Origin of the sequence: Parafrankia discariae, assembly GCF_000373365.1 — a bacterium.
Taxonomy (GTDB): domain Bacteria; phylum Actinomycetota; class Actinomycetes; order Frankiales; family Frankiaceae; genus Parafrankia; species Parafrankia discariae.
Genome location: NZ_KB891256.1, coordinates 1 through 13226 on the forward strand (window position 1 = coordinate 1; position 13226 = coordinate 13226).

At 73.9% G+C, this 13226-nt stretch carries 11 protein-coding genes; 4 read left to right on the forward strand and 7 right to left on the reverse strand.

Annotation, left to right across the window (positions count from 1 at the left end; translation table 11 throughout):
- Position 1 precedes the first annotated feature (1 nt).
- Together B056_RS0129225 and B056_RS0129230 are read left to right on the forward strand one after the other, a co-directional pair.
- Positions 2-640, forward strand: coding sequence for a response regulator (locus B056_RS0129225; RefSeq protein WP_018505390.1), 639 nt, complete (start codon positions 2-4; stop codon positions 638-640).
- A 522-nt stretch (positions 641-1162) separates the two neighbouring features.
- A complete protein-coding gene (locus tag B056_RS0129230; RefSeq protein WP_018505391.1) occupies positions 1163-2752 on the forward strand; it encodes a bifunctional aminoglycoside phosphotransferase/ATP-binding protein in 1590 nt (529 codons plus the stop codon).
- 40 nt (positions 2753-2792) lie between these two features.
- On the opposite strand, the gene B056_RS43750 is transcribed toward B056_RS0129230, so the two are convergent.
- Positions 2793-3086: a tetratricopeptide repeat protein gene (locus B056_RS43750; RefSeq protein ID WP_230203248.1), complete on the reverse strand. Its 294-nt coding sequence runs from the start codon at positions 3084-3086 to the stop codon at positions 2793-2795.
- Positions 3087-3316: 230 nt separating this feature from the next.
- Between B056_RS43750 and B056_RS0129240 the strand changes: the two genes are divergently transcribed.
- A complete protein-coding gene (locus B056_RS0129240) occupies positions 3317-5086 on the forward strand; it encodes an ABC-F family ATP-binding cassette domain-containing protein (RefSeq protein WP_026240270.1) in 1770 nt (589 codons plus the stop codon).
- A gap of 61 nt (positions 5087-5147) precedes the next feature.
- Here the strand turns inward: B056_RS0129240 and B056_RS0129245 are convergent, their stop codons facing one another.
- On the reverse strand, positions 5148-6410 hold the full coding sequence (locus tag B056_RS0129245; protein WP_018505394.1) for an acyl-CoA dehydrogenase family protein: 1263 nt from the start codon (positions 6408-6410) through the stop codon (positions 5148-5150).
- 297 nt (positions 6411-6707) lie between these two features.
- A complete protein-coding gene (locus tag B056_RS0129250; RefSeq protein WP_018505395.1) occupies positions 6708-7184 on the reverse strand; it encodes a VOC family protein in 477 nt (158 codons plus the stop codon).
- Between the two features lie 257 nt (positions 7185-7441).
- Between B056_RS0129250 and B056_RS0129255 the strand changes: the two genes are divergently transcribed.
- Positions 7442-9376, forward strand: coding sequence for a serine/threonine-protein kinase (locus B056_RS0129255; protein WP_018505396.1), 1935 nt, complete (start codon positions 7442-7444; stop codon positions 9374-9376).
- On the opposite strand, the gene nifV is transcribed toward B056_RS0129255, so the two are convergent.
- The 4 genes from nifV to B056_RS0129275 form a co-directional block, all read right to left on the reverse strand.
- Positions 9348-10511: a homocitrate synthase gene (gene nifV / locus B056_RS0129260; protein WP_035753188.1), complete on the reverse strand. Its 1164-nt coding sequence runs from the start codon at positions 10509-10511 to the stop codon at positions 9348-9350. The genes B056_RS0129255 and nifV overlap by 29 nt on opposite strands.
- A gap of 301 nt (positions 10512-10812) precedes the next feature.
- The gene (locus tag B056_RS0129265) at positions 10813-11703 is read right to left on the reverse strand and encodes a ferritin-like domain-containing protein (RefSeq protein WP_018505398.1); all 891 of its coding nucleotides are present in this window, start codon (positions 11701-11703) and stop codon (positions 10813-10815) included.
- Between the two features lie 120 nt (positions 11704-11823).
- Entirely contained in the window at positions 11824-12561 is a 738-nt protein-coding gene (locus B056_RS39795; RefSeq protein WP_268258402.1) for an anti-sigma factor, read from the reverse strand.
- Positions 12558-13067, reverse strand: a complete 510-nt coding sequence (locus tag B056_RS0129275; RefSeq protein ID WP_018505400.1) for a sigma-70 family RNA polymerase sigma factor — start codon at positions 13065-13067, stop codon at positions 12558-12560. The genes B056_RS39795 and B056_RS0129275 overlap by 4 nt, the downstream gene beginning before the upstream one ends.
- Positions 13068-13226 lie beyond the last annotated feature (159 nt).

A 13226-nucleotide genomic window follows, 5' to 3' on the forward strand; every position in this document is an offset into this window, starting at 1 on the left:
CATGGAGAAGATCCGGGTGTTCGTTCTCGATGACCACGAGATCGTGCGTAATGGTCTGCGTCAGACGCTCGCCCGGCATGACGATATCGAGGTCGTCGGTGAGGCCGGGCTGGCCGCGGAGGCGTTGCGGCGGATTCCCGCGTTGCATCCGCATGTGGCGGTGCTGGACGGGCGGCTGCCTGATGGCAGCGGCATCGACGTGTGTCGGGAGGTGCGTTCGGCGTTGCCGGACGTGGCGTGCCTGATTCTGACGTCCTATGACGATGACGAGGCGTTGTTCTCGGCGATCATGGCGGGGGCGGCGGGGTACGTGTTGAAGGAGATCCGGGGCAACGATCTGGTGGGGGCGATCCGGACGGTGGCGTCGGGGCAGTCGTTGCTGGCGCCGTCGGTGACGCGGCGGGTGTTGGAGCGGTTGCGGGACGGGCCGAACGAGGACCCGGCGATGGCGACGCTGAACCAGCGGGAGCGTGAGATCCTGCAGTTGATCGCGGACGGGTTGACGAACCGGCAGATCGGCACGCGGCTGGGGTTGTCGGAGAAGACGGTGAAGAACTACGTGTCGAGCATTCTGGAGAAGCTCGGCCTGGCGAGCCGCACGCAGGCCGCCGTCTACCTGATGAAGCAGAGCGGGGAGTAGGCGACTGTGGGAGTACGTCGCCGTCTGCGCGTTCCTCGGCTGCCTGGTTGCCGCGCGGGCGATCGTCCGACGGTGCCGGTCGGCAGGCCCGCCCCGGCCCGCTGCGCACCCCGCCTCGAGGCCTCGGACCTGCATGGACGGCGACAGCACCGGTAGGTCCACCCCCCGGCCCGGCCGGCCCGGAGCGCCCCGGGCCGATCCGAACGGCCCCTGAGGAAAGGGCAGCAGGTCGGGTGGGAACGGGACCCTGAAGTCACCTGACGGCGCGGGACGAATGGAGGATCGTAACGGGAGCAGAGAAACGGACCAAGGAGGATGATCTCCATGTCTGGACTCGTCGAACGACACCGTCATCGCACGGCCCGCCGACCCCCCGGCCGTTGTCCGGCGGGGCCGGCGCGCGCGCACTTCGACTCGTAGGTCGACGCGGTGGGATCGCGGCCCGCGGTAATCCACGGGCCGCTCGGACCGGAACCCGACCGGCCGAGCGGGATTCGTCCAGAACACGGTCTGGAGATGTAGATGTTCGTGCAGAAGGACGCCTTTCCAGGGCAGGACACCGAGGTCCGCCCCGAGCCGTCGGAAATCCCGGGCCCCGAGCCCGTCCGGGATCAGGCGGTTCGGGAAATCCGTCTCGACAGCCGCGAGACCGTACAGACTCCCACCGCCGTGGTCTTCCTCACCGAGGACCGCGCGTACAAGCTGCGCCGGGCGGCGAACCACGGTTTCGTGGACTTCCGGCCCCGCGAGGCCCGGCTGACGGCCTGCGAGGACGAGGTGCGGCTCAACCGGCGCCTCGCCCCGGACGTGTATCTCGGTGTCGCCGACATCCGGGATGACACCGGGGCGCTGCGCGATCACATGGTCGTCATGCGACGCCTGCCGGCCGATCGCCGGCTCTCCGCCCTGGTGCCCGGCGACGTCTCCACCGAACTGCGGGCGCTCGCCCGGCGGATCGCCGCGTTCCACGCGGGCTGCGAGACCACGCCCGAGATCACCCGCACCGGTGGTCTCTGCGCGTTGGAGGCGCTCTGGCTGGAGGCGATGGACGGCCTCACCCCGTTCCGCGGCCGGATCCTCGACGCCGGCACCGTCGACGAGATCGGCCGGCTCGCGCTGCGCTACCTGACCGGGCGGGGCCCGCTGCTCGCGCGGCGCCAGGCCGCCGGCCGGATCCGCGACGGCCACGGCGACCTGCTCGCCGACGACATCTACTGCCTCGACGACGGCCCACGGGTGCTCAACTGCGTCAGCGTCGATCCGGCGCTGCGGGCCGGCGACGTCCTCGGCGCCGCGGCCGGTCTCGCGCTGGACCTCGAACGCCTCGGCGACGCCACCGCGGCCCGGACGTTCCTCGACGCCTACCGGGAGTTCTCCGGCGAGACCGGCCCGGCGTCCCTGGAACACCTCCACATCGCCTACCGGGCGGTCGTCCGCGCCAGGACCGCGTGTGTCCGCGACCACCAGGGCGATCCGGCCGGCGCCGACGAGGCCCGTCGGCTCACCGACATCGCGCTGAGCCACCTGCGCCGCGGCCGTCCCCGGCTGATCCTGGTCGGCGGCCTGCCCGGCACCGGCAAATCAACACTTGCCCGCCACCTCGCCACCGCCGGGGACGACTGGGTGCTGCTGAGCTCGGACGCCGCCCGCGGCGAGCCGGCCGGACCTGTCCCCGGGTCCGGCGCTGCCGAGACGGAAGCCGAGGCGGGGGACCACGGCGCGAACGCGGGCGAGCACAGCTACGCGGAGCTGCTCACGCGGGCCCGCCAGGAGCTCGAAGGGGGGAGGAGTGTCGTGATCGACGCCTCCTGGTCCTCGCGGCGGGTGCGCGCGCTGGCCGCCGACCTGGCGACGGAGTGCGACGCCGATCTGGTTCAGCTGCGATGCGTCGTCCCGCCGCAGGTCGCGGTCGCCCGCATCGCCGACCGTGCCGCCGCCCCGGCCGCCGCCGCGTCCGGGCAGCACACCGCCCTGGCCAACGCCCCGGCCCCCGACGAGTGGAGCTACCTGGGCGTGGCCATCCGTACCGACCCCTGGCCCGACGCCCGCGACATCGACACCTCCACCCCAGTCGAACAGACCGTCACCGCCGCACACCTCCTGACCGACTGACTCACCCGCCGGTCGCGCTGTAGCGCGTCGTGCGGGTCCGTCACGGCTGCCAGGCGATGGTCTCCGCCAGGAACTCGCGGGAACTCGCGGTCAACGGGTGGTCGTCGCCGAGAACGCGACGACGGTGCTTAAGACTCGCGGCGGCCAGCTCGCGGGCCCTCGGGGGGTCACCACACGCCCGCACGACGACCGCGAGGTTGTGTTCGGCGATCAGTGACTCCGCATGGTCGCCGCCCACCGCCCGCCGCAACCGGGCCAGCAGGTCCTCGTACAGCGTCACGGCCGCGGCGCTGTCCCCCTGCCGCCGCAGACCACCCCGGGTCAAGATAGTCAACGACGTTGACGGAATGAGCGGGTCTTTTCGATCTTGCAAGACGCGGGCGGACGGAGAGCACGGAGCCGTCACAAAACCTGTAGGCACTCCCGGCCGGCCTGGGGTACCGTTGCGGCGCTATGAGGCACTGACACCACCCGCGCCCGCGCCCGAGGCCCCCGCGCCCGAGACCCCCGTGTCTGAGGCACTGCCCGGCGGGCGGAGGAAACCAGCCGCTCTGGTGGTGTCGCATGCCCGCAACAGCTCTGTCCGCCCATGATCTTGTCCGCGTGCTCGGTGGGCGCAGGATTCTCGACGGTGTCTCCCTGACGGCCGTGCCCGGTCAGCGGATCGGCCTGATCGGGGAGAACGGCGCCGGCAAGTCGACGCTGCTGCGGCTGTTGGCCGGGGTGGACGAGCCGGACGGTGGCCGCGTCGTCCGGCCCGCGGAGCTGGGGTTCCTCCACCAGGAGATGCCGTTCGACCCGGCCGCGACGATCCGGGACGTGCTCGACGACGCCCTGCGCGAGGCCCGCGCGGATCTCGCCGAGCTCGACCGGTTGACCGGCGCGCTCGCCGGGGGTGGCTCGACGGCCCCCGAAGCGGCCGGTGGTGGTTCCGCCACCGCCGGCCCGGCGGGCGGCGGCCTGACCGACAGCGGCCCGGCCCAGGCCGACCTGCTCGCGGCGTACTCCGCGTGTCTGGACCGGGTCGAGGAGCACGGGGCCTGGGACGCGGACCGGCGGGCCGACATCGTCCTCGCCGGGCTCGGTCTCGCGCGGGTTCCGGCCGACCGGACGCTCGGTTCACTGTCCGGTGGGCAGCGGGGCCGGCTCGCGCTCGGTGCGCTGCTGGTACGCCGGCCCGCCGCGGTTCTGCTGGACGAGCCCACCAACCACCTGGACGACGACGCGGCGGCGTTCCTCGAGGAGCAGCTGCGGGCGCTGCCCGGGGTCGTGATCGCGGCGAGCCATGACCGGACGTTCCTCGACGCGGTGTGCACCGACCTGATCGATCTCGATCCGGCGCTGGGCGGCCCGACCCGCTACGGCGGCGCCTACACCGACTACCAGCGGGCGCGGCGCTCGGAGCGGGAACGGTGGGAGCGCCGGTTCACCGAGGAGCAGGAGGAGCTCGCGGCGCTGCGGCACGCGGTCGCGGTGACCGCCCGCCGGGTCGCGCCGAACCGTCCGCGGCGCGACAACGAGAAGATGAACTACGGCCGTACCGCCGGCCGGGTGCAGGACCAGGTGTCGCGGAGGGTGCGCAACGCCGCCCGTCGGCTCGGTGATCTGGAGCGGGAGCAGGTCCGGCGGCCGCCGCGGCCGCTGCGGTTCCAGGTCGGCGCGCTCGCCGCCGCTCCGTCCGCCCCGTCTGTCGGGTCCGCTCCGGCGTCGCCGGCGGGCCTCCCGGTTCGGGGGGGCCCGGGGCAGGGGACGCTCGTGTCGTTGCGGGGGATGCGGGTTCCCGGCCGGCTGGTCCTCGACCGCCTCGACGTGACGGCGACGGACCGGCTGCTGCTCACCGGTCCCAACGGCGCGGGGAAGTCGACGCTGCTGGCGGTGCTGGCGGGCCGCCTGGAGCCGGCCGGCGCCGCGCCCGTCGGGTCGGGGGAGGTGCTGCGGCGGGGTGGGCTGCGGGTCGGCCTGCTGGCGCAGGACACGGTCTTCGCCCGCCCGGACCGTACGGCGCGGGAGGTGTACGCGGCCGCGCTGGGGGCTGAGCGGGCGGAGGAGGTGCCGCTGGCCTCGCTCGGTCTGTTGGCCCCGCGTGACCTCGGCACGCGGGTGGGGGAGCTGTCGGTCGGGCAGCGGCGCAGGCTCGCGTTGGCGCTGTTGGTGGCGGACCCACCCGAGTTGCTGCTGCTCGACGAGCCGACCAACCATCTCTCGCCGGCGCTCGCCGACGAGCTGGAGGAGGCGCTGGGTGCCGGTCCGGGTGCCGTCGTGGTCGCCAGCCATGACCGCTGGCTGCGTTCGAGGTGGCCCGGCCGCGAGCTGCGGCTCACCCCGCACGGGTGAACCGGGCCGGCCGCCGCCGCCGGCGCTGACCGGTGCCGGGGCCCGTGGGGCCCGCGGCGGGTCAGCGGCGCATCAGCAGTGTTCCGCCGAACAGGTGGGCGCCGACCATCTCGAAGTTCGTCGCGGCGAGGGTGATGTGGCGGGCCGCGGTGTGGACGTCGCGGAAGCAGCGGTCGAGGTCGCCGCCGGAGCGCAGCGCGCTCGCGCCGGCCGCGGCGTGCAGCATGGTGACGGCCTGGACGCAGTTCTCCCCGACGGCGGCCGCGGCGAGCCGGATCACTGCGCTCAGCTCGTCGCCGCCGCTCTCGCCCCGTTCGGTCGCCTGGTCGGCGGCGTCCTCGAGCATCAGCCGGCTGGCGCGGACGAGGGCGGTGGCTCGGGCGAAGGCGGCCTGCACGGTGTGGCCGCCGGCGAGGGTCTCGCTCGCGCGGGCGGGGACGGTGTGGAGGGCGAGCTGGCGGAAGGCGCGCAGCGCGTCCTGGGCGATGCCGAGTGCGGTGGACGCGGTGGTGAACGGTGCGAAGTCGTAGTAGGCGATGGCGTAGCCGCGGGACTTGCGTGCGGCGGGCGGACGTCGCAGCAGGGATCCGTCCACGGTCTGGCTTTCGGGGACGACGACGTTGTCCACGGTGAAACTCCCACTGCCGGTGCCGCGAAGGCCCAGGGCGTGCCAGTCGTCGGTGAAGGTGGCGGCGCCGCGCGGGACACACAGCATCCGGATCGACGCGCTCCCCGGCGCGGGCGCGGGGACGGGTGCCTGGGCGCGGGCGGGAATCTGGGTCGGGGCGTGGGCGGGGGTCGGCCTGGGGAGCGGGGTGTTCGCGGCCGGCTGGGCGCAGCCGGTGGTGACGACCGCGCTGGCGACGAGCCAGTCGGCGTGGGTGGCGCCGCTCGCGAACGACCAGCGGCCCCGGAGCCGGTAGCCGCCGGGCACCGGCACGGCCTGGCCGGTCGGGTTGATGCCGCCGACGACGAGTCCGTGGCTGCTGCAGAACATGCGGCAGGCGGCCTGGTCGGACAGGTAGTCGGAGAGGCGCCCGATGGCGCCCTGCACCCCCATCTGCCAGGCGGCGGACGGGTCGGCGCGGGCGATCGCCTGCAGTACCGCCGATCCGGTGCGCAGGCTCACCCCCGCGCCGCCGTGGGCGCGGGACACCCACATGCGGTGGAATCCCTGCTGCCGCAGCGCGTCGATGACCTCCGGGGAGGTGGCGCGGTCCTCCTCGGCCCGGGACCGGTGCTCGACGAGCAGGCCGGTGATCGTCTCGACCCGGGCCAGCCACTGCTCGGTCTCCTCGGCGTGGGCCTGGGGGAGGGTGGTCATCGTTTCCGGCCGCCTTCGGGTCGCGTTCGTCGCGGGCGTGGACATCCGGCCGGGGCCGCGCGCTGGGGCAGATCCGCATCCACGATCTGATGGTAGGGAACTTCCCGCAGGATCAACGCTCAAAAGGAAATAGTGCCGTGGGTGCGGCTCTCTTAGTGGCCTGTTCCTGGTGGTGAAGGGGGCCGGGTGCGCCGACCTTGGTCCCCTTGCGGGGGCCCGGTCGGCGTGCTCCGCACCGTGGCCGCCAGTCATCGGCCGCCGGTCATCGGCCGCCGGCCGCTGGCCCTCGACAGCTGGCTACCGGGCGTCGGCGGCGCGCTCGAGCGCGCCGATGTTGATCTTTCCCATGGTGAGCATGGCCTGGGTGGCACGCTGGGCACGCCGCGGGTCGGGGTCGCCGGTCAGCTCGATCAGCCGGGTCGGGACGACCTGCCAGGACAGGCCGAAGCGGTCGGTGAGCCAGCCGCACTGGCTCTCCTTGCCGCCGTCGGCGGTGAGGGCGTTCCAGTAGTGGTCCACCTCGGCCTGGTCGGCGCACAGGATCTGGAAGGAGATCGCCTCGGAGAAGGTGAACGCCGGCCCGCCGTTGAGCGCGACGTATTCCTGCCCGTCGAGGGTGAAGGAGACCGTCAGGACCAGGCCCTCGGGGCGGTGCGTGTCGGGGCCGTAGTGGGTGACGCCGGTGACGGCCGAGTTCGGGAAGACGGAGACGTAGAGCGCGGCGGCGGCCTCGGCGTCGGTGTCGAACCACAGGCAGGGAATGGTCTTCGGCATCGCTGTCTCCTCCGTTGGGGGTGGGCGTCCGCCTGGTCGGGGACGCCCGGTCGGGGCGGCTGGCGGCAGTCCGGCCTGCCGGTGGTAGGACCGGTCGGGGCCGGTGAACTCATCGGCGCGGCGGGACGTTCTTCGGGGGGGCCTGTTCGGTGTTTTGCGACGGGCTCGGCTGTCGCGTGTCCGTTGCGGCGGTTTCGGGTCACCGTGGCGGGTAGTACGGGGAGAATTCGGTCGTGCCGGAAAAGGCGGAGCAACCAATGCAGAGCGACCGGGCGGCTGACCGGGAGCGCCGGCTGGCCGGCCGCTACCGGCTGGGCCGTGTGCTCGGCAGTGGCGGGGCGGGAATCGTCCGCGAGGGCGAGGACCTGCTCCTGCGCCGTCCGGTCGCCATCAAGCAGGTGCGCCTGCCGCCGCTCGCCTCGGAGACCGAGCGGGAGATCATCGGTGAGCGGGTGCTGCGGGAGGCGCGCGCGGCGGCGCGGCTGCGCCATCCCGGGCTGGTGGCGGTCTACGACGTCATCGACGCCGAGGACTCGCCGTGGATCGTCATGGAGCTGGTCGACGGCCGGTCGCTGGCCGAGGAGATCCGCGCGTCTGGCCGGCTCGCGCCGGCGTGGGTGGCGCGCATCGGGGTGAGCCTGGCCTACGCGCTGGAGGCGGCGCACCGCGCCGGGGTCGTGCACCGGGACGTCAAGCCGGGCAACGTGCTGCTGACCGCGGACGGGCAGGCCCGGCTCACCGACTTCGGGATCGCCGTCAGCGAGGGCGACGCGACCTTGACCAGCACGGGGATGGTGGTCGGTTCGCCGGCCTACATTCCGCCCGAGCGGGCCCGGGGCGCGCGGGTGGGGGTTCCCGGCGACGTGTGGGGCCTGGGTGCCACGCTGTTCACCGCGGTCGAGGGCGAGGCGCCGTACGCGGGTGAGGGGGCGCTGGCGACGCTGGCGGCGATCATCCAGGACAGGCGGCGTCCCAGCCGGTACGCGGGCCCGTTGCAGGATGTGATCAGTCAGCTGCTGGACCCGGATCCGGCTCGGCGTCCGTCGTTGGCACGGGCCCGGGTGGAGCTGCGGCGGATCGCGGCGACCGCGGAGCCGAACCCGACCACCGTGTTCGACACGGAGGCCGACGCGCTGCTGGACGCCGATGTCGGCGACCAGCCGGACCCGTCCTCGCCCCCGCTCCCGCCTGGGCCGGCGGTGGCCGAGGAGAACGACGATCCGGGGCCTGGCGACGATCCGGGATCCGGCGCCGTGCCGCGGACGGGCCCCCGCGCCGGGGTCGGCCCCGATGCCGACCCCGCCGCCCGGCCCGGCTCCCCAGGCCCAGGCCCAGCTTCAGGCCTGAACCCAGGCCCGGAACCACACTCGGGCGCGGGTGCCGTCGGGTCCGGGGACGGGGCCGCGCCGCGACGGCGCCGTCGGATGGCGCTGCTGGCGGCGGTCGTCGCCCTGCTGCTCGCCGTGGGCGGGGTCGGGCTGGGGCTGGCGCTGACCGGTGGTTCGGGCAGCCCGTCCGCCGGTCAGGTGTCGGGTACGGGCGCTCCCGCCACGCCCGCGGGTGGCGGCGGGCCGTCGCCGGGCCCGTCGACCGGTCCGACCGGCCCGGCCGGTGGGCAGGCCGCGGCACCGGAGGCGTCCGCCACGCCGGGCGGCACCGGCACGGCGTCGGCGACACCTGGCGGGTCGGCGGCGGTGCCGTCGCTGGACCGGCTCGGCACGGCGATCCCGGACGCCACCGCGCCCGCGGCGGCGCCGGCGGGGTTCGAGACGCACCGCGGCGCGGCCGGTTGGTCCCTCGCCGTCCCGGGGCAGTGGGCGGCGGCGCGCCGTGACCGTGAGCACGAGACGTTCACGGCACCCGGGGGCTATCCGGATCTGCTGGTCGAGACGCAGGACGTCGCCGGCCCGTCCTCGATCGGGGCGTGGCACGAGCTGGAGCCCGGTACCCGGAAGAAGACCGCCGGCTACCGGCTGGTCTCGATCCGTCCATCCGACGGCGCGGACGGGACGACGTCCGCGGTGTGGGAGTTCACCTTCACCTCGGGTGGGCAGACGGTGCACGTGCTGGACTTCGGGGTGGTCCGCAACGGGCACGGCTACGCGTTGCGCTGGCGGGTGCCGGAGGCTCAGTGGCAGGAGCGGCTTGAGCTGATCCGCACGATCAGCGCGACCTTCCGCCCCGGGCCCTGACCCGCCGGGCCATCGCCCGCAGCTGCTCGGAGTTCAGCGGCTGCTTGTACACAGTGGCGTGCGCGCGGACCAGACCGACGATCGGTTCCAGGTCCTCGTCGGGCGCTTCGATGCCGTCACGGTCCATCGCGTGCCGGACGGCGGCGCGGCCGCTGTGCTTGCCCAGTACCAGGCGCCGGCGCGCGCCGACCTCCGCCGGGTCGAACGGCTCGTAGGTCGCCGGGGCGCGCAGCACGCCGTGCACGTGGATGCCGGACTCGTGGTCGAACACGGCGTCGCCGACCACGGCCTTGCCGGCGGGGACCGGCCGGCGTGACGCGCCGGCGACGAGGCGGGCCAGCGGGCGGAACGCGGCGGTGTCCAGGTCGACGGGCAGGCCGAGCAGGTGCCGCAGTGCCATCGCGACCTCCTCGGTCGGGGCGTTGCCGGCCCGTTCGCCCAGGCCGGCCACGGTGGTGCTGACCCAGGTGAATCCGGCCTGCACGGCGGCGATCGTGTTCGCGGTGGCCAGGCCGAAGTCGTCGTGGGCGTGGATCTCCCAGGGGGCGGGGACAGCGTCGAGCAGCGCCCGTAGCCGGGTGTACAGGGTGATCGGGTTCGCCACCCCGACCGTGTCGGCCCAGCGGAACCGGGAGACACCGAGTCCTCGGAGTTCCCCGGCCAGGTCGATGACGAAGTCGTCGTCCGCGCGGGAGGCGTCCTCGAAGCCGACGCTGACCCGCAGGCCGCGGTCGGTGGCGTCGAGGACGCAGTCGCGGATGCGGGTCCGTGCCCAGGCCCGGTCCTTGCCGAGTTTGGTGTGCAGGTGCAGGTCGGAGGCGGGGATGGTCAGGTGGGCGGCGGTGACGCCGCTGGCGACGGCGGCGTCGATGTCGCGGTGGTCCGCGCGGCACCAGGCGACCACGCCGGCCCGTTCGACCGCGGCGACGACGCGGCGCAGGACGTCCACCTCGACGGGTCCCATCGCGGGGACGCCGGCTTCGATCTGGTGCACGCCGGCGGCGTCGAGCGCGACGGCGATGGCGATCTTCTCCCGGGCGGTGAAGGCGACCCCCGGGGTCTGTTCGCCGTCACGCAGGGTGGTGTCGCAGAACCGGACGGGGTCGGGTTCGGGTGACGACGTGCCGCTCTTCATGATGATGGTCACCGGCACTTTCGACGGCTGAGGAGAACCCGGGCGCTGGCTGTGTGTTCCGGTCCCGTGGGCCGGCTCATACAGGAAGACGCACGGTTCCAGGCGACCGGAATCGCTAGGCAACCTATGTTCCGTCGATTTCGTGTGCGGGTCGCGCGGTAGCGGCGAGGTTAACAGGATAGTCCGTGGCGGCGGCGGCACCTTTTCGGGGACGGGAAATTCTGTGAGGCTCGAAGGATAATCCCCGGCGTCGGGAAATCCGCCGCCGCCATGGTGGGTTCGGCCCCGCGCCGTGGCGGGCTCAGTCCAGCGAGGCGGCGAGCGACCGGCGGATGTCGCCGGTGCTGTGCAGCGGCACGCCGATCGCCGAGCCGATCGCCCGGCGCAGCTTCGCCAGCAGCTTGTCCTGGGCGTCCGGCGGCGAGATGCGCAGGTAGAGGTCGATCACGTCGTCGACCGTCTCGTGGCCCCGCAGCTCCTCGACGCGCTGGTGCTTGTAGACGCCGACCGGGTGGCTCAGCCGCGACGACGTCACATAGAAGTGGATGCGTTCGAGGACGGACGGCAGCTCCTCGGGGTGCGTCGCCAGCCGCCGCCTGAGGTAGTGGAGGAACTCGCGGGCGTGCCCGGCCTCGTCCCGGCTGGCCCGCAGGTAGAGGTCGGCCAGGACGGGCTCCTGGACCCAGGCCGCCATCGCCCGGTAGACCGTGTTGACGGTGATCTCGCTGATCACGTTCGTGGCGAGGGTGGCGCTCGGGGTCACCCCCGGTTCGTAGGGCTCCCGCAGCGCCTCGATCTTGGCCTGGTCGATGTGGACGCCGACAGCACGCAGCCACGCCCGGAAACCGAAGTGGTGCTGCAGCTCCTGGTAGGCCCAGATGGCCACGAAGGCCGAGCAGTCGTAGTCGTCGGCGAACTCGCTGAGAAAGCCGTGCAGGCCGGGCAGGGACGTCGCCTCGCCGAGCACGACACCCTTGGCGACGGCGATGTCCTCGGGCCGGACGAGGTCGTGCCGGATGTTCTCCAGCCCGACGTCGGAGACCTTCCACTGGAGGCGCTCGTAGTGCAGGAAGGCGTCGAAGCTGTGCGACTCGCCGGCGAGGGCGTCGCCGGCCGCGGACCCGCCGGTCCGGGAGTCGCCGGCCGGATTACTGCTGGTGTGGCGGTCGTTCGGTGCCGTGGTCACGGCCATGGGTGGACTCCTTCGGAGATCTCCCGGGGTTTCTCCTCTCCATTGTCTGGTCGTTTCCGGGAATTCCCAGTCATGGCTCCGGACGGCAATCACGCAATCAGGCGCGCTAATCGGTTCTCGTCAGGCGGTGTGGACCGGGACGGTGAGCAGGTTCTCGCCGGTGGCGCTGACCACCACGACCCGCACGAGCCGCCGGGCCGGGATGGCGGAGGTTCCGCGCACGTCGACGGCGCCGTGGTAGTCGGCGGTCCAGGTCGCCGCGGTGTCGCTGCTGCCGTCCTCGGACACGGCGACCAGGGCGCAGGTCGTTCCCGGCCGCACCCCCCACAGCCGGATGGTGAAGCCCGCGCCGGAGGGGGCGTCGGCCACCCAGACCTGCGCCCACACCTGGCTGGTCGCGTCGGTCGCCGAGACCATCCGGCCCGCCGGCCCGTCCGCCGAGGAGGTCAGTGCCACGGTGCCCGCGATCGATCCGCCGGCGACGACGGCGGCGAGTGCCACGGCGGCCAGGGTGCGCCGTCGGCGTGCCGTCCGCCGGGACCGGGTTAGCCCGGCGAGCGCCCGGTCGAGGGCGGCGCTGTCGGTGCCGGCGGGGGAATCCGCTCCCGGGGGATCGGTCCGCCGGGGATGGGTCCGCGGGGAGTCGGTCTCCCGGGGGGCCGTGGCCGGGGGGTCGGTGACGTCGGCGAGGCGTAGGCGGGAGAGCAGGCCTGGCAGCCCGGCGAGCCGGGTCAGTTCGGCGCGGCAGTCGGGGCAGCTGTCCAGATGTGTCTCCACCGCGGCGCGTTCCCCGGGGGGAAGCGCGCCGAGCACGTAGCAGCCGAGCGCGACGCGCAGCGCCGGGCAGGTGTCGGTCATGGCGCCCACCCCCGCTCCTCCAGCGCCAGCCGCAGCGCGCGCAGGCCGTAGTAGACCCGGGACTTCACCGTGCCCGGCGGAATGCCCAGCGCCGCGGCGGCCTCGGCCACCGAGCGGCCGAGGAAGTACGTCTCGACCAGCGCGGCGCGGTGTTCCAGGCTGAGCGTGCGGAACGCCTCCGCCACCTGCCAGCTTTCCATCGCCCGCTCCAGGTCGTCACCGGCGGGCAGTGAGGCCAGGACGTCGCCGGGCAGCTCGGGCGGGCGGGCTCGGCGGGCGCGCTGCTCGTCCACGACGATCCGGGCCGCGACGGTGAACAGCCACGGGCGCAGCGGCCGGTCGTCGGCGTCGAGTTTCGGTGCCTGCCGCCAGACCCGCAGCAGCGTCTCCTGCACGACGTCCTCGGCCCGGCCGCGGTCACCGGTCAGCCGGGTGGTGAACGCGAGCAGCGCCGCCCCGTGCTCGGCGTGCACGGCGCGCACGAACACGGCCCCGGGGTCGTCCACCCTGGGCCGGCCGGCGCGGCGCAGTCCCACATCCCCCCTTCACGGGCCGGCGGGCCGTCCGGTTCACCGGGCGGGCTGTCGGACGGGTGACAGCGGTCACGGTGAACCCGGCCGGCCCGCGCCGCGTGACATCTCCCGTCCGCACCGGTTTCCCGGCCC